General features: G+C 29.0%; 18 protein-coding genes. 11 read left to right on the top strand and 7 right to left on the bottom strand.

Going from position 1 to position 20,698, the window contains the following annotated elements; all coding sequences use genetic code 11:
• Positions 1-45: 45 nt before the first annotated feature.
• From WG951_RS04220 to folD, 4 genes are all read left to right on the top strand, one after another.
• The gene (locus tag WG951_RS04220) at positions 46-1,494 is read left to right on the top strand and encodes a hypothetical protein (RefSeq protein ID WP_105048950.1); all 1,449 of its coding nucleotides are present in this window, start codon (positions 46-48) and stop codon (positions 1,492-1,494) included.
• Positions 1,495-1,655: 161 nt separating this feature from the next.
• Positions 1,656-2,984, top strand: coding sequence for a signal recognition particle protein (ffh, locus tag WG951_RS04225; protein ID WP_105048951.1), 1,329 nt, complete (start codon positions 1,656-1,658; stop codon positions 2,982-2,984).
• A gap of 61 nt (positions 2,985-3,045) precedes the next feature.
• Positions 3,046-4,467 (top strand): hypothetical protein, encoded by a 1,422-nt coding sequence (locus WG951_RS04230; protein ID WP_105048952.1) that lies wholly within the window; start codon positions 3,046-3,048, stop codon positions 4,465-4,467.
• The gene (gene folD / locus WG951_RS04235; RefSeq protein ID WP_105048953.1) at positions 4,464-5,339 is read left to right on the top strand and encodes a bifunctional methylenetetrahydrofolate dehydrogenase/methenyltetrahydrofolate cyclohydrolase FolD; all 876 of its coding nucleotides are present in this window, start codon (positions 4,464-4,466) and stop codon (positions 5,337-5,339) included. Before WG951_RS04230 ends, folD begins: the two co-directional genes overlap by 4 nt.
• 66 nt (positions 5,340-5,405) lie before the next feature.
• On the opposite strand, the gene WG951_RS04240 is transcribed toward folD, so the two are convergent.
• The 3 genes from WG951_RS04240 to WG951_RS04250 all read right to left on the bottom strand — a co-directional run bounded on the left by WG951_RS04240 (position 5,406) and on the right by WG951_RS04250 (position 9,166).
• The gene (locus WG951_RS04240; protein ID WP_105048954.1) at positions 5,406-6,425 is read right to left on the bottom strand and encodes an AI-2E family transporter; all 1,020 of its coding nucleotides are present in this window, start codon (positions 6,423-6,425) and stop codon (positions 5,406-5,408) included.
• A gap of 80 nt (positions 6,426-6,505) precedes the next feature.
• Positions 6,506-6,874: a cupin domain-containing protein gene (locus WG951_RS04245; RefSeq protein ID WP_105049388.1), complete on the bottom strand. Its 369-nt coding sequence runs from the start codon at positions 6,872-6,874 to the stop codon at positions 6,506-6,508.
• A 108-nt stretch (positions 6,875-6,982) separates the two neighbouring features.
• Positions 6,983-9,166 (bottom strand): ATP-dependent DNA helicase RecQ, encoded by a 2,184-nt coding sequence (locus WG951_RS04250; protein ID WP_105048955.1) that lies wholly within the window; start codon positions 9,164-9,166, stop codon positions 6,983-6,985.
• 139 nt (positions 9,167-9,305) lie between these two features.
• Here WG951_RS04250 and WG951_RS04255 point away from each other — a divergent pair, with 139 nt between their 5' ends.
• From WG951_RS04255 to lptB, 4 genes are all read left to right on the top strand, one after another.
• Positions 9,306-10,274, top strand: coding sequence for a KpsF/GutQ family sugar-phosphate isomerase (locus WG951_RS04255; RefSeq protein WP_105048956.1), 969 nt, complete (start codon positions 9,306-9,308; stop codon positions 10,272-10,274).
• Positions 10,274-11,092, top strand: a complete 819-nt coding sequence (tatC, locus tag WG951_RS04260) for a twin-arginine translocase subunit TatC (RefSeq protein WP_105048957.1) — start codon at positions 10,274-10,276, stop codon at positions 11,090-11,092. Before WG951_RS04255 ends, tatC begins: the two co-directional genes overlap by 1 nt.
• Complete coding sequence (locus WG951_RS04265) at positions 11,076-11,420, top strand: carboxymuconolactone decarboxylase family protein (RefSeq protein ID WP_105048958.1); 345 nt, start codon at positions 11,076-11,078, stop codon at positions 11,418-11,420. Before tatC ends, WG951_RS04265 begins: the two co-directional genes overlap by 17 nt.
• 138 nt (positions 11,421-11,558) lie before the next feature.
• A complete protein-coding gene (gene lptB / locus WG951_RS04270; protein ID WP_105048959.1) occupies positions 11,559-12,296 on the top strand; it encodes an LPS export ABC transporter ATP-binding protein in 738 nt (245 codons plus the stop codon).
• Here the strand turns inward: lptB and WG951_RS04275 are convergent.
• Both WG951_RS04275 and WG951_RS04280 read right to left on the bottom strand, forming a co-directional pair.
• A complete protein-coding gene (locus WG951_RS04275; protein ID WP_105048960.1) occupies positions 12,293-13,522 on the bottom strand; it encodes a sensor histidine kinase in 1,230 nt (409 codons plus the stop codon). The genes lptB and WG951_RS04275 overlap by 4 nt on opposite strands.
• The gene (locus WG951_RS04280; RefSeq protein ID WP_105048961.1) at positions 13,494-14,237 is read right to left on the bottom strand and encodes a CDP-alcohol phosphatidyltransferase family protein; all 744 of its coding nucleotides are present in this window, start codon (positions 14,235-14,237) and stop codon (positions 13,494-13,496) included. Before WG951_RS04280 ends, WG951_RS04275 begins: the two co-directional genes overlap by 29 nt.
• Positions 14,238-14,472: 235 nt before the next feature.
• Here WG951_RS04280 and WG951_RS04285 point away from each other — a divergent pair, with 235 nt between their 5' ends.
• The 3 genes from WG951_RS04285 (at position 14,473) to WG951_RS04295 (ending at position 17,784) form a co-directional block, all read left to right on the top strand.
• Positions 14,473-15,456: a YheT family hydrolase gene (locus WG951_RS04285; RefSeq protein WP_105048962.1), complete on the top strand. Its 984-nt coding sequence runs from the start codon at positions 14,473-14,475 to the stop codon at positions 15,454-15,456.
• Between the two features lie 70 nt (positions 15,457-15,526).
• On the top strand, positions 15,527-16,597 hold the full coding sequence (locus WG951_RS04290) for a PorV/PorQ family protein (RefSeq protein ID WP_146105267.1): 1,071 nt from the start codon (positions 15,527-15,529) through the stop codon (positions 16,595-16,597).
• A 5-nt stretch (positions 16,598-16,602) separates the two neighbouring features.
• Positions 16,603-17,784, top strand: a complete 1,182-nt coding sequence (locus WG951_RS04295; RefSeq protein ID WP_105048964.1) for a DUF4105 domain-containing protein — start codon at positions 16,603-16,605, stop codon at positions 17,782-17,784.
• On the opposite strand, the gene WG951_RS04300 is transcribed toward WG951_RS04295, so the two are convergent.
• Together WG951_RS04300 and WG951_RS04305 are read right to left on the bottom strand one after the other, a co-directional pair.
• Complete coding sequence (locus WG951_RS04300) at positions 17,764-19,146, bottom strand: exopolysaccharide biosynthesis polyprenyl glycosylphosphotransferase (RefSeq protein WP_170062894.1); 1,383 nt, start codon at positions 19,144-19,146, stop codon at positions 17,764-17,766. The two genes, WG951_RS04295 and WG951_RS04300, sit on opposite strands and share 21 nt — an antisense overlap.
• Before the next feature lie 377 nt (positions 19,147-19,523).
• Positions 19,524-20,696, bottom strand: coding sequence for a glycosyltransferase family 4 protein (locus tag WG951_RS04305; protein WP_105048966.1), 1,173 nt, complete (start codon positions 20,694-20,696; stop codon positions 19,524-19,526).
• Positions 20,697-20,698 lie beyond the last annotated feature (2 nt).

Raw genomic sequence — 20,698 nt, forward strand, 5'->3', positions numbered from 1 at the left:
TAAAGGCTAATTACTAGCAAACTTTTAAAAACAACTTTTCCTGTTATGAAAAAGAAAATTGTATTATTTTTATTATTGGTAAGCTGTATACAAGTAAGTTTTAGTCAAAAAGTTAGGGTAATAGACAATAAAGGAACCGTAAAAAATGTAAATAACAACCAAGTTTACACCGCTGCTACAGACCCAAATTTACCAACAGTTATAGCCTTAGAAAACGATGTTTGGATAAACACAAGTACTACACCAAACACCACAAGCATATACAATGGCACTGCATGGGTTGCTTTATCAAATGAACATATAGGCGCAACAGGCTCTGTTTTCTTTGCAGGTACAGATGGTAAACCAGCAGAAGAGAATGATGAATTATTTTATGATATAGGTAACAAACGTTTTGGCGTAGGAAAAAACGACCCCGATTATAAACTAGATGTTGATGGAGCAATAGGTGCTCAAGGAATACTTAATTCTAACGGAACTAGTAATGAACCTTCTTACCGTTTTAAAAACGATGTAAACACCGGGTTATACCGCCCTGCTGCAGATGAAATTGGTTTTATTGTAGGAGCTATAGAAGCTATGCGGGTAGAAGAAGATAGTAACGAAACTCTTGTTACTATAAAACAAACCTTAAAACTAGACGGACAAGTTCTAGACGAAAGTAATACTGCTGGTACAGTTGGACAAGTTTTAACAGCAACTGCTACAGGTACTAATTGGGATAATATTTCATCATTAGAAACAACATCAACCATAACAAATACAATTGTAGGTCATAAAATTGCAGATTACACAAATGAAAATGGAGGAACACCAGTTACAATAAACGAAACGGTAACATCCTTATCTCAAGATAATACACCTACTACAACGAATGCTGCTGCAACAGGAGAAATTACATTTACAGATGAAAACGGCGCCACAACCGGAAAAGCCCAAGTTGTTAGTGCCAATGCAGCAAATACAATTTCTGTAGGTACAGATGGTGGTGCTTATTTAGGTCCAACAGTATACACTGGTTTTTTTATCATTGCAGCTCCAGGAGGCACAGCCACAAGCTCTACTCCATTAATTATTAATGGATTACCTTTTAAACCTTCTCAAATAACATTTATAGCTCATGCTAATGTAGAGAGCACCAATATAGATGCTATAGGATCTAGCTCTAATAATATAAATAACTCTTTTGGAACTATGAATGGATTTGCTAGAGTTATTAATGGTACAAAAACACAACAAGTAATTTATTTAGGTGGTAGTGGAGAATCTATCAATAATATTTCTCGTTATGCCTCTAGTTCTAATTGCATTGGTCTTCGCTACGGAAACCAAGACGCATTAGATTTAGGAAAAATAACCGCTTCTTTTACTACTTTTACTACAGATGGTTTTGAACTACAGACAACACATACTCAAGGCACAAGTGGCTCTACAGCTCTAAGAAATGCTATTTTTAGTGAAAGTCTTGTTGTTTTATATACCGCTTACAAATAGCAACTCCCCCATCTACTTTAATCACTAAATAATACATAAATTTTATCAATTTCTAAATCAACATATTAATTAAAAACAGCGTACATAAAAAACTGTTCCTATTAAGTAAACAAATCGTCTCTAATTCTTATATTTGTGCTTCCTAAAAAAGAAGACCAATTATGTTTAATAATTTAAGCGATAAATTAGATAAAGCCTTACACACCTTAAAAGGTCATGGTAAAATTACAGAGGTTAATGTAGCAGAAACGCTAAAAGAAGTTAGAAGAGCATTATTAGATGCCGATGTTAACTTTAAAATTGCCAAAGATTTCACTAAAAGAGTACAAACCAAAGCTTTAGGTCAAGACGTATTAACTACGTTAAACCCAGGCCAATTAATGGTAAAGTTAGTTAAAGATGAGCTAACAGAATTAATGGGTGGAGAAACTGTAGGTGTTAATTTAGGTGGTTCGCCAACCGTAATTTTAATGTCTGGTTTACAAGGTTCTGGTAAAACTACTTTTTCAGGAAAATTAGCAAACTTTCTTAAAGATAAAAAATCTAAACAAGTATTATTAGTAGGTTGTGATGTTTACAGACCTGCCGCTATAAATCAATTACAAGTTGTTGGAGAGCAAATTGGTGTAGAAGTATATGCAGAAGTTGGTAACAACAATCCCGTAGAAATTTCACAAAACGCTATAAAGCATGCAAAAGCAAACGGTAAAAATGTAGTTATTATTGATACTGCTGGTCGTTTAGCTGTAGATACAGAAATGATGAATGAAATTTCTAACATTCATAAAGCTGTAAACCCACAAGAAACTTTATTTGTTGTAGATTCTATGACAGGGCAAGATGCTGTAAATACTGCAAAAGCCTTTAATGATATCTTAAATTTTGATGGTGTTGTACTTACAAAATTAGATGGAGATACACGTGGTGGAGCTGCATTGTCTATAAAATCTGTGGTTGATAAACCTATTAAGTTTATTGGTACTGGAGAAAAAATGGATGCAATTGATGTTTTCCATCCAGATAGAATGGCAGACAGAATTTTGGGTATGGGAGATGTTGTTTCTTTAGTAGAAAGAGCGCAAGACCAATACGACGAAGAAGAAGCTAGAAAATTACAAAAGAAGATTGCTAAAAATCAATTTGGTTTTGATGACTTTTTAAGTCAGATTCAACAAATTAAAAAGATGGGTAGCATGAAAGATTTAGTAGGTATGATTCCTGGAGCAGGAAAAGCAATGAAAGATGTAGATATAGATGACGATGCTTTTAAAGGTATTGAAGCTATTATACACTCTATGACTCCAGAAGAAAGAAGCACTCCATCAACCATAAATGCTAGTAGAAAAAAGAGAATTGCAAAAGGTTCTGGTACTTCGGTTAACGAGGTAAACCAACTAATGAAGCAATTTAATCAAATGAGTAAAATGATGAAAATGATGCAAGGTGGTGGTGGCCGAAAAATGATGCAAATGATGCAAGGCATGAAATAACAAGTGTTTAGGCTGCTTTTTAGCAGCCTTTTTTAATATTTATATCTTTTAATTATAAATAATGCTTCAAAAAGTAAGTGACTTATTATTAAATTCAAAAAAAAATAGAATATTATTTTTTTCATTTTTAGCTATTCTAATTTTTTTAATATCTCGTAAAAATGGAATCTTTTGGGATAATGTATTATTTAGTTCTAAAATTGGTAGCCATCTTTATAACAACTCTCTTTTTAACTGGATATTGCCAGATAATTTAGACGCTGCCCATCCACCAACATTTGGGTTTCTATTGGCAATTTTTTGGAAAATATTTGGAGTTAATTTATTTAGCTCTCACCTATTAATGGTACCGTTTACAATAGGTTTTTTTTATCAAATTTTTAAATTTGTAAACTATTTTTTAAAATCAAATTTACAATCATTATTTGCATTTCTTTTAATTATTGTAGACCCAACATTATCAGCACAATTTGTTTTAATTAGTCCAGAAATTATACAATTATTTTTCTTTTTCTTTGCTATTAACTCAATTTTATATCGTAATAATACCCTTAAAATAATTGCACTTTTTTTCTTAAGTATTATTTCGATAAGAAGTATGATGCTCTGTTTTGGAGTCTTTTTATTTGACATTATAAACCGCTACAATAATAAAGAGTCCGTAATTACAAAAAAACTTCTTTTAAGTTATTTTATTGGCAGTATACCTGCTTTTAGTTTTTTAATAGCACATTATCTAACCAAAGGATGGTTGTATTCTCACGATAACTCTCCTTGGAAAAGTAATCATGAAATTATTACTTTAGGTAGTTTTTTAAAAAACTGTATTGTATTAGTTCATAGGTATTTAGACTTTGGAAGAGTTTTTATAATTATTTTTATAATCGTTGGATTAGTATCTTATGGAAAGAAATTTTTTAAGTCTAAAAAAAATAAACAATTAATATTAATTTTAATAACATCAATCTTAGCAATAGTTATAGCCAGTTTATCATTTACAAATCCAATTGGACATCGTTATTTTATTGTTTCTTATATTTGTTTTACATTATTAGCATTTATAATTTTAAATTCTTTTTACCCAAAAAAAAGAATTATCTATAGCTTACTTTTTATAGGTTTATTAACTGGTAATTTATGGATTTATCCCAAAAAAATATCACAAGGTTGGGATGCTACATTGGCACACATACCTTATTATAATTTACGTTTAACAGCAATAGATTATTTAGACAAAAACAACATACCTATTAAAGAAGTAGCTACTTTTTTTCCTAATATAACCTCTTTACATAATATAGATTTAAATAATGATAAACGTACTTTTGCTACTTTCAATAACAAAAATAATTATGTCTTTTATTCTAATATCTACAATTTATCTGACGAAGAACTTGATATTTTAGATAAAAATTATAGTATATTAAAAGAATTCGATAACTTTAACATAACTATTACCATTTATACTTTAAACAAAAAATGATTTTACTAGACGGAAAAAAAACATCTGCAGACATTAAAGAAGAAATTGCCTTAGATGTAAGAGAATTAAAAGACAACGGATTAAAAACACCTCACTTGGCTGCAATTATTGTAGGCCATGATGGAGCAAGTGTTACCTACGTAAATGCAAAAGTAAAAGCCTGTGAGCGTGTTGGTTTCGAATCTACTTTAATTAGATTGCCTGAGGAAACCACAGAAGAAGAGTTGTTAAATGAAATTGAAATTTTAAATATCGACAATGATATTGATGGTTTTATTGTACAACTACCTTTGCCAAAACATATTGACGAACAAAAAATATTAATGGCTGTAAATCCTGATAAAGATGTAGACGGGTTTCATCCAACAAATGTTGGAAAAATGGCATTAAATTTACCTACTTTTATATCTGCAACTCCTTTTGGAATTCTAGAATTATTAGAAAGATACAATGTTGAAACTTCTGGAAAACATGTTGTTGTTTTAGGTAGAAGTCATATTGTAGGTAGCCCAATGAGTATTTTGTTATCTCAAAAAAGAAAGGTTGGTAATGCAACTGTTACCATGTGCCACAGTAGAACAAAAAACTTAAAAGAAATTACTTTACAAGCAGATATTATTGTTGCTGCTATTGGAATTCCTGAGTTTTTAAAAGCAGATATGGTTAAAGATCATATTACTGTAATAGATGTTGGTATTACGCGTTTAGCTGATTCTAGCAAAAAAAGTGGATTTAGATTAGTTGGTGATGTTGCTTTTGATGAAGTTGCTAAAAAAGCTGATTTTATAACGCCAGTTCCTGGTGGTGTGGGTCCAATGACCATTGCAATGTTATTAAAAAACACATTATTAGCTTGCCAAAGAAAAAGCTAGTTTTTTTCATAAATCATAAAAAAAAGCGATGAATTAAATTCATCGCTTTTTTTATGATTAAACAATTTATTGCATATCATTCTCAACAAATTCTTTTCTATAAATTTTTACAATTACTAAAAACAAACTGATTAATAGCGGTCCAAAAATCAATCCTATAAACCCAAATAAAGGCACACCAACAATAACACCAATTAAAGTAATTAATGGATGAACATCATCTAACTTTTTTAAAACCAACAGCCTTATAATATTATCTGTAGACCCAACTACAACAATCCCGTAAATTAAAATTCCCCAAGCGGCAAAACTATCTCCTGAGGCTAGCGTTAAAAGAAAAACAGGTAAGATACCAACAAAGGTTCCTATAAATGGAATCATAGAACCTACAGTAACAATGGTAAACCAAAAGAAAGGATTATTGATATCGAAAATTAGAAATCCTATTAACGCAATTATACCTTGTGCAACAGCTACTAACGGAATTCCTATGGTATTAGAACGCACCATAGATTGCGCTTCTAAACCAATAATTTTTAAATTAACTTCGTTTATTGGTACGTATTTATATATAGATTTTCTTATTATGTTTTCATTAATCAACATAAAATAAAGCAAAAAATACATTAAACCAACAGATAGAAATATATTAAAGGTACTACCAACAAAACCTTGTAAACTATCTGTAATCCAGCTAGAAACTTTTGCTGCATCTATACTTTCTGCAAAACTATACCCAACTTTACTTTCTAAAGAAGTCAATTGTGTTTTAAATTCTGTTACAACTTCTTCAGAATTACCTACTACATCACTAACTTTATTTGCTAACATTAGTAAAATTCCAGAAATTGGTAAAAGTATCCCTATAAAAGAAACTAAGATTAAAAAAGCTGCGGCTAAATTTGGTTTCCATTTTTTCTTTACCAGAAAAATCATGCCTTTTCTTAATAGAACAAAAAATGTTACAGCTCCCAAAACACCAGATAAATAGGGAATTAATTCCCTAAAAATTAAAATAAAAATAAATAAAATAAGTAATAAGACAAATATTTGTCTTATTAATCTTGGTGCAATAGTATTTTTCATATGTAATGTTTTGTGGCAATTTAAAAAGATTATAGAGTTTAAATGATCGCTATCAATTTATAAATTACCACAAACGGAATTTACTCGTCTTCCCTATGTACTAAATCTATAGAAAAAGCAGGCGTGCAAATTGCCATATACTCACATGATTCTGAAAAAGGGTTTGAATATTGAACTCTGGTGTTTTTTTCTATTTTAATAGATTCACCTGCAGATAAAACAATCGTTTCTCCATCAATTATAAATTGTTTTTTTCCTTTTATAATATAGGTGTATTCTTCAAATTCTGGCGTTTGAAAAGGCTCACTCCAACCAGAAGGCGCAACCATGTGTGCAATACTTAATTGAGCATTACCGTCTGTAGCATTACCAAAATGCTCTTCTATAACTTTACCGTCTGTTGTAGGTACCACAAAGGGTGTTTTTTGAATTGTAAATTTTTTCTTCATAAAATTGTTTTTGTACTGATACTTATTGGCTTTATTATCAATCAACAAAAAAGGCTGAAAACTAAATTTCAACCTTTTTTATCTTTTTATTTTATACTATTATAGACTTTAATTGGCTACTTCATTTATAAATTTAATTCGCATTAAACGCAATTCATCTTCATCATAATCGCCATCAAACTCATCTAAAGCTTCTTGTATATTATCTGTTTCTGCCTCCATAAAATAATCATGTATTTCTTCTTGCTGATCTTCATCTAATAAATCATCTAAAGAATAATTGATATTTAGTTTTGTTCCAGAAAAAATAATCATTTCCATCTCTTTTATCAACTCATCCATTTTAAGGCCTTTAGATTTGGCGATATCTTCTAAAGGTAATTTTTTATCGGTATTTTGAATAATAAACAACTTTAACCCAGAGTTTGTACCCGTACTTTTTACAATTAAGTCGTCTGGTCTTAAAATATCATTTTCTTCTACATAGTCTGCAATCACTTTAATAAATTCTTTTCCAAACTTTTTTGCTTTCCCTTCTCCTACTCCATGCACTGTAGAAAGTTCTGCCAAAGTTATTGGGTACTTTAATGCCATATCATCTATAGACGGATCTTGAAAAACAGCAAATGGTGGCACCCCTTGTTTGGTTGCTACTCTTTTACGCAAATCTTTTAAAAGTTTTACCAATTTATCATCAGCAACTCCTCCCGACGATTTTGCATTTGTTATGATTGCATTATCATTCTCTTCATTATAAGAATGATCTTCTGTCATCATAAAAGAAGTTGGTTTATCTAAAAACTCTTGTCCTTTTTTAGTTAATTTAATAACCCCATATTGTTCTATCTCTTTCTTTATTAAGTTAATCACCAAAACCTGTCTAATTAATGCCATCCAATACAAAGATGATTTGTCTTTACCGCTTCCAAAAAAGGGTTGTAGATGTGTTTTATGAGAGGTTAAAAGCGCATTTTCTTTTCCTACAATTGTATTTACAATTTCTTTTGCTTTATACTTTTGTAAGGTCTTTTTTACAACATTTAATAAAAGTGTAACGTCTTCTTTTGCTTCGTGTTTTTTCTTAGGATTTCTAGAATTGTCATCCATATCTGCTCCTTCTCCATTTACGTCATCAAACTCTTCTCCAAAATAGTGCAACAAATATTTTCTTCTGTTCATAGAAGTTTCTGCATACCCTACAACTTCTTGCAATAATGCATGCCCAATTTCTTGTTCTGCAACGGGTTTACTTGCCATAAACTTCTCTAACTTTTCTATATCTTTATAGGCATAGAAAGCCAAACAATAGCCTTCTCCATCATCACGCCCTGCTCTACCTGTTTCTTGGTAGTAACTCTCTAAACTTTTAGGAATATCATGATGAATTACAAAACGCACATCTGGTTTATCAATTCCCATCCCAAAAGCAATGGTAGCCACAACAACATCGCAATCTTCCATCAAAAACATATCTTGATGTTTTACTCTTGTTTTTGCGTCTAAACCAGCATGATATGGTACTGCTTTAATTCCGTTTACTTGTAAAACTTGTGCTACTTCTTCTACTTTTTTACGACTTAAACAGTAAATAATTCCAGATTTACCCATTCTTTGTTTCACAAAGCGAATAATATCTTTCTCTACTTCTTTAGTTTTGGGTCTTACTTCATAAAATAGATTAGGTCTATTAAAAGACGCTTTAAACCTATTGGCTTCTTGTATGCCTAAAGTTTTTAAAATATCTTCTTGTACTTTTTCTGTTGCTGTAGCAGTTAAACAAATAACAGGTACATTGTCTATTGCTTTAATAATATGCTTTAAATTTCTGTACTCAGGTCTAAAATCATGTCCCCATTCAGAAATACAATGCGCTTCATCAATAGCCACAAAAGAAATTTTTTGCGTTCTTAAAAAAGCTACATATTCTTCTTTTATTAATGACTCTGGGGCAACATACAAAAGTTTTGTTATACCGTTTGTAATATCTTCTTTAACTTGAGCTACTTCGGTTTTATTTAAAGACGAATTTAAAACATGAGCCACACCATTATGCTCAGAAATTCCTCTAATTGCATCTACTTGATTTTTCATCAAAGCAATTAAAGGAGAAACTACAATTGCAGTTCCCTCTGTCATTAATGCTGGTAGCTGATAGCAAAGAGACTTACCTCCACCTGTTGGCATTATTACAAAAGTATTATTATTCTCTACAATACTTTTAATTACTTGCTCTTGTAATCCTTTAAATTTACTAAATCCAAAGAATTTTTTTAGAGGGCTGTATAAATCCATTTATATAAATATTCGTTTAACTTTAAAATCAACGCACAAACATACTATTATATTTGCTCTAACTATAATTTATAGTAAATTTGCTTGTTTCTTAATCTAAAGATATAACTTTTTTTTATTCTGATAAAATACCAAACATTTGAAAAAGACAAACACAATTATAAATACTGCCAGAGAAACTATTTTAACAGAGAGTAATGCTATTGCTAATTTAGCAAAATTAATTGATGCTGACTTTGAAGAAGCCGTTAAATTTATTTTAAATTCTAATGGTAGAGTAATTGTTACCGGAATTGGAAAAAGTGCAAATATTGCAACTAAAATTGTTGCAACCTTTAATTCTACGGGTACTCCTGCTATTTTTATGCATGCTGCAGACGCTATTCATGGAGATTTAGGAAACGTACAAAAAGATGATGTTGTAATTTGTCTTTCTAAAAGTGGTAATACGCCAGAAATTAAAGTTTTAGTTCCGTTTATTAAAAATTATGGAAATAAAATAGTGGCAATTACAAGTAATGTTGATTCTTATTTAGGCGAACATGCAGATTTTACACTAAATGCTTATGTAGAAAAAGAAGCATGCCCTAATAATTTAGCTCCTACTACAAGCACCACTGCACAATTAGTTTTAGGTGATGCGTTGGCTGTTTGTTTATTAGAGCTAAGAGGTTTTACTAGTAAAGATTTTGCAAAATATCACCCTGGAGGTGCATTAGGAAAACGTTTATACTTAAGAGTTTCTGATTTGGTAGAAAACAACCAAATACCTAAAGTAAATGATACCGATAGTATTGCAAAAGTAATTGTAGAAATATCTGAAAAAAGACTTGGCGTTACAGCGGTTCTTACTAAAGATAAATTGGTAGGAATTATTACCGATGGTGATATTAGAAGAATGCTTTCTAAAACCACACAAATATCTCAATTTACAGCAAAAGATATTATGGGAAAAAGTCCTAAAACAATTCATGAAGATGCAATGGCAATAGATGCTTTAAATACCATGGAAAAAAATAGTATTACCCAAATGTTAGTTGTTGATAATAAAAATAATTATGTGGGCGTAGTACATTTACATGATTTAATTAAAGAAGGAATTTTCTAATGGCAGAAAAACAAAAAGAAATGTCCTTTTTAGGTCATTTAGAAGAATTAAGGTGGCATTTGGTAAGAAGTGCATCAGCAATATTTATTATTGCTATTGTATTATTTGTGTTTCAAAAAGAAGTGTATGAAAACTTTTTACTAGCACATAGAAAACCAGACTTTATAACTTACCAATTATTTTGTGATTTTTTTACTTATTTTGGTTTGGATAGTGGGTTTTGTCATGTGGCTTTTAAAGATCACTTAATAAGTTTAAAACCAACACAACAGTTAATGAATTCTATTTGGTCTTCATTTATATTGGGTATTATTTTATCGTTTCCTTATCTTTTATGGGAGATTTGGCGATTTGTAGCACCAGGTTTAACAAAAAATGAAATAAATAAATCTAGAGGATTTATTTTTATAGCTTCTTTTCTATTTTTCTGTGGAATTGCTTTTAGTTTTTATGTAATTGCACCTATTTCGATACATTTTTTATATAATTATCAAATTACAGATTTAATTCAGAATAACTTTACATTAGATTCACATATAGGACTCGTAACCAATATGCTACTAGGAGTTTCTATATTATTTGAATTACCTGTTTTAATTTACTTTTTAACAAAAATAGGGTTAGTAACGCCAGATTTTTTAAAGAAATATAGAAAACATGCCTTAGTAGTTGTTTTAATTTTAGCAGCTATTATTACACCACCAGATGTTGCTAGCCAAGTAATTGTAGCAATTCCTATTCTTATTTTATATGAAGTAAGTATTAAAGTTTCAAAAGTAGTAATAAAAAAACAGCAAAGAGATGCACGACAAAGTTAAAGAGTTTAATGACTATCGTCAGAAAATGAACGATAAAATTCTAGAAGCAGATAATAAAGTAATTAAAAGAATCTATAATTTAGATACCAACACCTTTAAAGAAGGGCACTTACCTGTTAAAACAAAAGAACTTTTAGGTTTGGTAGCTTCTGCTGTTTTACGTTGCGATGATTGTGTACAATATCATTTAGAAGCAGCAATGAAAAATGGTGTTACCAAAGAAGAAATGATGGAAACCATGTCTATTGCTACTTTAGTTGGTGGTACAATTGTAATTCCTCATTTAAGAAGAGCTGTAGAATATTGGGAAATGTTAGAAAATAAGTAATTAATTTTCAGTTGCAGTGGCCAGTAATAAAAAGAATCTTATGAATCTATTAAGATTTTAAAAAACAGAATTTATTACTTTTACACAAACCTACAATTACACATTTCAACAAATACACGATTACACATTTTTTAAAATATGATCTTAAGAGCAGAAAACATAGAAAAAATTTACGGAAGTAGAAAAGTAGTTACTGGCATTTCTTTAGAAGTTCAGCAAGGTGAAATCATCGGGCTTTTAGGACCTAACGGAGCAGGAAAAACAACTTCTTTCTATATGATTGTTGGTATGATTAAACCTAATTCTGGTAAAATTTTTTTAAATGATGAAGAAATAACCGAAGATGCCATGTACAAACGTGCACAAAAAGGGATTGGGTATTTAGCACAAGAAGCTTCTGTTTTTAGAAAACTATCTGTAGAAGACAATATAATGTCTGTTTTACAATTTACAGATTTATCTAAAAAAGAACAAAAAATTAAATTAGAGTCTTTAATTGAAGAGTTTAATATTGGTCATGTTCGTAAAAATAGAGGAGATTTATTATCAGGAGGAGAAAGACGAAGAACAGAAATTGCACGTTGTTTAGCTTCCGACCCTAATTTTATTTTATTAGACGAACCTTTTGCTGGTGTAGACCCTATTGCAGTAGAAGATATACAAAGTATTGTAGCGCATTTAAAAGACCGAAACATCGGTATTTTAATTACAGATCATGATGTACAAGCAACTTTAGCCATTACAGATAAAACTTACTTAATGTATCAAGGAAGTATCCTTAAAAGCGGAACACCAGAAGAACTAGCTGCTGATGAAATGGTACGTAAAGTATATTTAGGTAAAGATTTCGAATTGAAAAAGAAGAAAGTTTTTTAATCTTTACAGATTGATAATTTATCTTCTTTTTTAGAAATATTAAAATAGAAACAAACTCCTTTTTTACCGTTACCTCTTTTCTTTAACACTATTTCTCCGCCTAATCTTTTTACAATAGATTTAACGGTTGCTAAACCAATACCTGTATTGTTACTGTTGGTACTGCCTAAGGTTTCAAACATTTCAAACACCTTTGTAAAATATTTTTCATCAATCCCAGGCCCATTGTCTTCGTAAGTAAAGTAATAATATTCTTTATCTTCTTTACACGTTACTGTTATTATCGATTTTTCTTCATCTAAAAACTTCCTTGTATTGGAAATCAAATTCTGAAAAATTTGTAAAAGACCTATTTTAGAACTAAAAACATCTAAATCTAAACCAGAGGTCTCTAAAAACAACTTTTTTTCAAAATCGATATTAGCAATAATACTATCTAAAAACTCATTTAAATTAAAATGTTCAAAAACAATATTTTCACTTGTTACTTTAGCATAATTTAAAATTTCATTAATTAGAGTTTCTATATAAACAATTCTATCTCCAATTAAACCAATGTATTCTTCTGCCCCCGTGTTTTTAAAGAGAGCGCTATGATCTTCTTTTAAAACATCTAACAAAAAACTAACGCCATTTATTGGCGATTTTAAATCGTGAGTTAATCGATATGCAAAGTTATTTAATTGATCGTTTAACTTTATAACATTACTATTAGATGCCGCTAATTCTTTATTTTTTTTTCTAAGCTCCAAAAGAATAACAACTTGTTTCGATAATAATTTTAAAGCATCTTTTTGATTTTGGGTAAGTATTCTTGGTTTATTATCAACAACACACAAAGTACCTAAAGGATATCCTTCTGAAGTATTTAACGCTGCACCAGCATAAAAAATAACATTAGGGGCATTTATCGTTAAAGGATTATCAAAAAAACGTTTATCCTTTGTTGTATCATTTACAATAAACAGTTCGTCTGGTTCTAAAATAGTATGTGCACAAAAAGCAATTTCTCTAGGTGTTTCTGTTACCTCTATACCATGTGTAGATTTAAACCACTGTCTATCTTTATCAATAATAGAAACAAGGGCAATTGAAGTGTTACAAATACTAGATGCTATTTTTGTAATAGCATCATATTCTTCTTCTGGTAAAGAGTCTAAAATATTATAACTTTTTAAAACATCTAACCTTTCTTTTTCATTTTGGGGGATTCTGGCTATTTCCATTAAATACAATTATTTTGTTAATAAGTGATATTATAATGTACAATATAATAATAAATGGAATAGAAATGAAATGTAAAGTGTAAATTAAAATGAAAGACGCAAAAAGGAAAGAATACACAATTATGTTCTTTTTAAATGAATAATCTTTAAATTTTAAAGAAAATAAAGGTAATTCTGCATTCATTAAATAGGTTAAAATCAAAGTAACTGCAATTAAAAAGTAATTACTTGTTATTAACTCCTGAGCAAACTCTATTGTAGAGTATTCTTGAATTAGAGGTAAAGAAATGATAAATAAACTCATTGCAGGTGTTGGTAAACCTATAAAAGAATCCGATTGTCTTGTATCAATATTAAATTTAGCTAATCTATAACAAGCTCCTAAAGTTAGTAATAACCCTATAAAAGGTAAATAACTTTGTTGATTACAATCTTGAACACTATCAGTACTTTCTATTAATAATTTATAAACGATAATTCCGGGTACAACTCCACTTGTAACCATATCTGCCAAAGAATCTAATTGTTTCCCTAACTCACCAGAAACCTTTAATAAACGTGCTGCAAAGCCATCAAAAAAGTCAAATAAGATTCCTAAAACCACAAATAAACCAGCGTAAACATAATCACCCTCAACAGCAAAAATAGTTGCCACTGTTCCACAAAAAAGATTACCAAGTGTTATTAAATTAGGAATGTGTTTTTTTAAATTCATTTTTTAGTTTGATTGAAAAGCTAAAATAAGAAATCAAATTTGGGTGGTTTTAATTATTCTATATTTTTTTATGATATTTGTATGTCTTTTTAAAGAATTACAAGAAATAATATTACAGATTCAATTATTTTTTGAATAAAAAACGTATTATTTTTTATAGTATTCTCGTTACAAAACAAAATTCATAAAAGTGAATTTGTAACTTACATTTTATTTAATAGTTTAAAACAAATAAATGCCCGTATTTACATCAGACTTCTCACCTACTTTACCTTTTAAAAATGGTCATTTTAACACCATGTACAGACCTCTTTTTATGAAAGATACTTGTAGCTTTTTACGAAAAAGAATTACTACTTGGGATCATGATTTTATAGATTTAGATTTTTCTTTAGTCGGTTCTAAAACAATTGTCATCTTAATTCATGGTTTAGAAGGAAGTTCTGAGTCTAAATACATAGCATCAACTTCTAAACACCTAAATAAAAAAGGTTTAGATACTGTTTGTTTTAATTTAAGAGGTTGCTCTGGTGATGATAATTTACTTTTAGGCACCTATCATAGTGGAAAAACAGAAGATGTAGACTTTGTAGTAAAACATATTTTAGAAAATTACAAATATGAAAACATTATTATTATCGGCTTTAGCCTTGGAGGTAATTTAACTTTAAAATATATTGGTGAACAATCAGAAAATATATCCCCTAAAATAAAAGGTGCTATTGCCATTTCTGTTCCTATTGATATTGCTTCTGGAGAAGTAGAGATGGAAAGATTAAAAAATAAATTATATCTAGAAGTATTTTTTAAAACCATGAAAAATAAAATTTTAGAAAAGGCTCATAAATTTCCAGAATTTAATTTAGATAAAGACAAGTTGTTTAAAGCTACTAAATTTAAGCATTTAGAAAAGTTATATACAGTACCTGTTTTTGGTTTTGAGAGTCCGGAAGATTATTGGGCAAAAGCAAGTGCAAAACCACATTTATTAAAGATTAAAAGGCCTACTTTATTGATTAATTCTAAAGATGATACTTTTTTATCTACAGAATGTTATCCTTATGATGAGGCACATAATTCTGATTTTTTCTTTTTTGAAGCTCCAAATTACGGTGGTCATTGTGGTTTTATGACATCTTTTAAACCCTCAGAAAACACATGGTTAGAGCATAGAATAGAACGATTTATTAGAGAAAACATTCAGATTAACATCTTATAAACAATATCTTTAAAAAACTACTGTTATTTTAGTATGTTTTTAGATATTTGTTACTGATAATTTTAGGCCTTTGAAACACAAAATATTATTTTTTATACTACTTACTCCACTCCTTTTAAGTGCACAAGCATTTAGAAGTTACTCTAATGAGTTTTTAACCATTGGTGTTGATGCAGCAGGTCTGGGAATGAGTAAAAGTGTTGTTGCCACAACAAATGATGTAAATTCTATATACTGGAATCCTGCGGGATTAGTTGGTATAGAAGATTATCAAGGATCATTAATGCATGCGTCTTACTTTGCAGGAATAGCCAATTATAACCATGCAAGTTTTGCAATGCCCATAGACCGAGAAAGTGCCGTTGGTGTTTCTGTAATTCGTTTTGGTGTAGATGATATTTTAAATACTACCGAATTAATTGATAATGATGGGAATATCGATTATAATAGAATTCAACTTTTTTCTTCGGTAGATTACGCTTTTAACTTTGCCTATGCTAGAAATTTAATATTTAAGGATGTTAAATTTGGTGTAAATGCAAAAATTGTAAGAAGGGTTATTGGAGATTTTGCTTCTTCTTGGGGATTTGGTTTTGATGCGGGTATTCAGTTTGAACGTAATTCTTGGAAATTTGGATTGATGGCAAGAGATATTACCACAACCTTTAATAGTTGGGCAATAAATGAAAATGAATTTGATAAAATTAAAGATGCCATTCCTGGACAAAATCAAGATTTACCAGAAACCACAGAAATTACAAAACCAAAATTACAATTAGGTGTTGCAAAAAACTGGAGAGTAGGCACTTTATTTAACCTATTAGCAGAGGCAAATGCAAATATGCGATTTGCAAAAACAAATGATATTTTTTCTTCGGATGTTGTTAGTATAGATCCTGCAATGGGTTTTCAGTTAGATTATGATGAGTTAGTGTATTTAAGAGCCGGAGTTGGTAATTTTCAATACATAACAGAATTCGACAACTCTAAATCTCTTTCTATGCAACCCAACTTTGGCCTTGGTTTTAAGTATAATGGTATTAAAATAGATTATGCTTTAACCAATATTGGTAGTGTTGGTAATGCTTTATATTCAAATATTTTTTCAATTACAATAGATTATAGTTTTTTTAGACCTTAGTTTTTATGAACAAAAAATTCTTTTTTTTATTATTTCTTCTTTCAATATATTCTCCTTTAAAGGCACAAATTCAACTCTCTAAATCTGCAGACGTAAGTATTGTTACCGCAGGACCAGGAGAAGAATTATACGAAGCTTTTGGACATTCTGCCATAAGAATTAAAGACCCTGTTTTAAATTTAGATTTAATTTACAACTACGGAATGTTTGATTTTAATCAGCCTAATTTTTATACAAATTTTGCTAAAGGAAACATGATTTACAGTTTAGCTCGTTATGATTTTAAATACTTTATAGCTAGTTACAGAAGAGATAGCCGTTGGTTAAAAGAGCAAATTTTAAATTTAAATCAACAAGAAAAACAAGCCTATTTTACTTTTTTAGAAAATAATGCATTACCACAAAACAGCAATTATAGATACGACCCCTATTTTGATAATTGTGCCACAAAATTAAGAGATATTACAAAAAATGTTTTAGGAGATAAAGTATTTTTTAATGAAAATGCTATAGAAAAAGGTTTAACCTTTAGAGAATTAACCAATCATGAAATCCCTTGGAATTCTTGGGGTACTTTTGGTTTAAATTTAATTGCAGGCACAAAATTAGATGAACAAGCAACTTTTGAACAATATATGTATTTACCAGATTATGTATATAGTTCTTTTAAGAATGCAACCCTTTTTATTAAAAATCAACCTAGAGAATTAGTAAAGCAAGAAGTTGTACTTTTAAGTTTTAAAGAAAAAGAAGCAAAAACGTCTATTTTTAATCCCTTTTTAATATTTAGTCTTATGGCTCTTTTAGGTATTTATATTACTTATAAAGACCTTAAAAATGATAAAAGAACCAAATCATTCGATTTTATTTTATTCTTTGTAACCGGATTAATTGGTTGTATTCTTGTTTTTCTTTGGTTTTTCTCAACACATTCTACCGCACCAAATAACTTTAATTTATTATGGACTTTTGCTCCTAATTTAATTGTTGCTTTTCTATTGTTAAAATCAGATCAAAAAAAATGGATGCAGAAATATTTATTTATATTACTCTCCTTTTTATTAATAATTCCTATTCTATGGATTATTAAAATTCAGGTTTTTCCAATAACAATAATCCCCTTATTAATCTTACTATTTGTTAGGTATTTCTATTTATCAAAAAAATTATTGACCTTTAAAGTATAAAACTGTAGTAAACGTTTTTATAAAAATTTTAAAGTCTAAAAAAGCACTTCTTTCTTTTATATAATAAAGATCGTAGCGTAGTTTTGTTTCTTGTTCTTCTATTGTATTTGCATACGGATAATTTACTTGAGCCCATCCTGTTAACCCTGGTCTAATAACGTGCCTAATTGCATAAAAAGGTATTTTATCTTCTAGGTCTTTTACAAATTCTGGTCTTTCTGGTCTTGGTCCAATTAAACTCATATCTCCTTTTATAATATTAATAAACTGAGGCATTTCATCTAATCTAGTACGTCTTAAAAACTTACCAAAAGAAGTAATTCTTGCATCATTTTTCTTAGCCCAAACTGCACCACCTACCTCTGCATTCTTTATCATAGACCTCAACTTAAAAATCCTAAAATGCTTACCGTTCTCACCTACTCTTAATTGCGTATAAAATAAAGGACCTCTATTAGCAAAAAGGTTCCCTAAAACAACAATTGGTAGAAAACACAAAAATATTATTATACCTATAATAGAAATAAATATATCTACTAACCTTAAACCAAAAAGGTAAAAGTTATTGGTATTATTTTCACTAAAATTAAGATGTCTATAAAAATCATGATTTAAATACTCTCTTGGTATTCTAACATTTACATTTTCATAAAAAGTTTCGTAACTAATTATATTTACACCTTGTTCAAATAACAAAATGAGTTCTTTGTTAATTGCCTCTACAACCTCTTTAGATAGGTCCCTTTTAGAAACAATAACTTCCGTAATATGGTTTTCTGCAACAATAGAAGATATTGTAGTTTTTGTAATATCATTATAACCTTTTATACCTTGTACTTCTTTATCTGATAAATACGCAGAAACATCATGAATAGCATCATTGTGTACTTGCGTAAGTAGTTTTTTAATTCTTTCTGAACAGCCTACAAAAATTACAGATTTAAAATACTTTGGTGAGAATATTACAGACATATATATAAACCTCCAAAGTAAAATAGGTATAAACGTAAGTAGAAAAAAGTAGACTATTTGAAGCCTATTGGCGGGTAATTCTGGCGAAAAATAAGGCGTAAAAACATATAAAATTGTTGTTGAAAAAGCGGTAAGAACAGTTGCTTTAACAACTAAATACTTATTGTTAGATACATTTAAATTGTAAATTTGAAAAATTTGACCAAAAATTAAATAATAAAAAACCAATAACAGTAACCAATTTAAAATGGCACTGCTTTTAAAATTAATGTAATTAAAATTAATAAATGATGATGATAAATACAGACTAGAAATAAGAATAATGATGTCTATAATTCTTAAAAAAATGATTCTTTCTGATAAATTAAAGTAGGATATCTTTTTTGTCAAGTGTTTATATTTTATTTTATTTATGCGTACATTTTAGTACATAAATACAATTGAAAAAATTATTTAAAAGATATTGAGGAACAGGGCAAATCTATAAAAAAGAATACTAATTTATAAGTGATTTAAAATTATTTATAAAAAATAATGTACGCTGTTCTATTTCTTTCTTCTTTACAAATATCTTATCAAAATATTATTTTTAAACGGCTACATGGTTTATTATAAAATATTCTAATTTAATATTAAAAGTAAACTTTTCTTACGAATAAGCAGCTTTATTTAGTATTAACTTATTATTATTCTTATATAAATTATTTTCTACTTCTTTAATTCTTTTTTTTTTAATTTCTACACTAAAATTTTAACATTCTTCTTATTTATATAAAATTTTGAAACTTTTCCATTTGTAGTTCTAAGTTAAATTCGTTTAAATGAGCATTAATGTTATTCTTAGAATACATAATATAATCACTATTATTCATTTCTTTAAAAAATGAAATGTTTGCTTTTAACCTTTTAACATCATTAGGATCTGAAAATACACCTAATTTTTGATTTTTTATCAACTCTACAGCTTCACCAGAACCAACATACAAAATAGGAATTCCTAATTGCATTAATTCGAATATTTTAGAAGGTACAGCTCCGTATATTTTATTTTTAAGAGGCACAAAACCAATATCATATTTTCTTATTTCATCTTTAATTTCTGATGCTGTTCTTACACCATAGAAAAAAACATTATTATCTGCATTTGCTGCAAATTCTTTAATTTCATTTTCTTCCATACCTGCTCCATAAATATGCAACTCTACCCCTAGTTCTTTAAAATTTATTTCATCACAAATTTTTAGAATTCCTTGTGCGTATCCTAATAAACCGGCATATACAATTTTTAAATTACCTCTACTTTTTTCTTTTACGTCATATTCTCTATAAACGGGCACATTTCTATAAACCAAAAATTCTTTTGTAATAACGGCTTTTATATGGGTTATAATCTCTTCTGATTGCCCTATTATTTTATCTGCCAATTTATAATTGGTTTTTTCAATCTTTTCTAAGAAGCTATAAAAGAATCCTTTTTTTATCACTTCTAACTCTAAAGCAGATAAAGGCCAAATATCAGAAACATTTAAAATATTTTTACAACCTAACACCTTACTTAAAAGCAAACCAGATAACGCAACCAGTAAAGGTGGAGATTGAATAATAAAAACATCTGGTTTTTTTCTTACTAAGCTAAAAATAGAAAACCAAAAAGACCAAGCAAACGATAACATACTAAATAAACGTACAATGGCATTTTTAGATTTAGAAGGAAAAATCCAATATCTTTTTACAGTAATTTCTTCAATATTTTCTTTTACAAAAAACTTTCTGCTATATTTTTCAAAAATTTTTCCTTTAGGATAATTAGGTAACGGACAAATAACAGTAACCTTATTTCCTTTGTTTTTTAAGCCTTCTGCTAAGTTTTTTATGCGATTAGCTGCTGCCCCCATTTCTGGCGGATAATAATTAGATATAATTACAATATTTTTACTCACAG

This window comes from Polaribacter butkevichii (assembly GCF_038024105.1).
In the GTDB taxonomy this organism is placed as follows: Bacteria; Bacteroidota; Bacteroidia; order Flavobacteriales; family Flavobacteriaceae; genus Polaribacter; species Polaribacter butkevichii.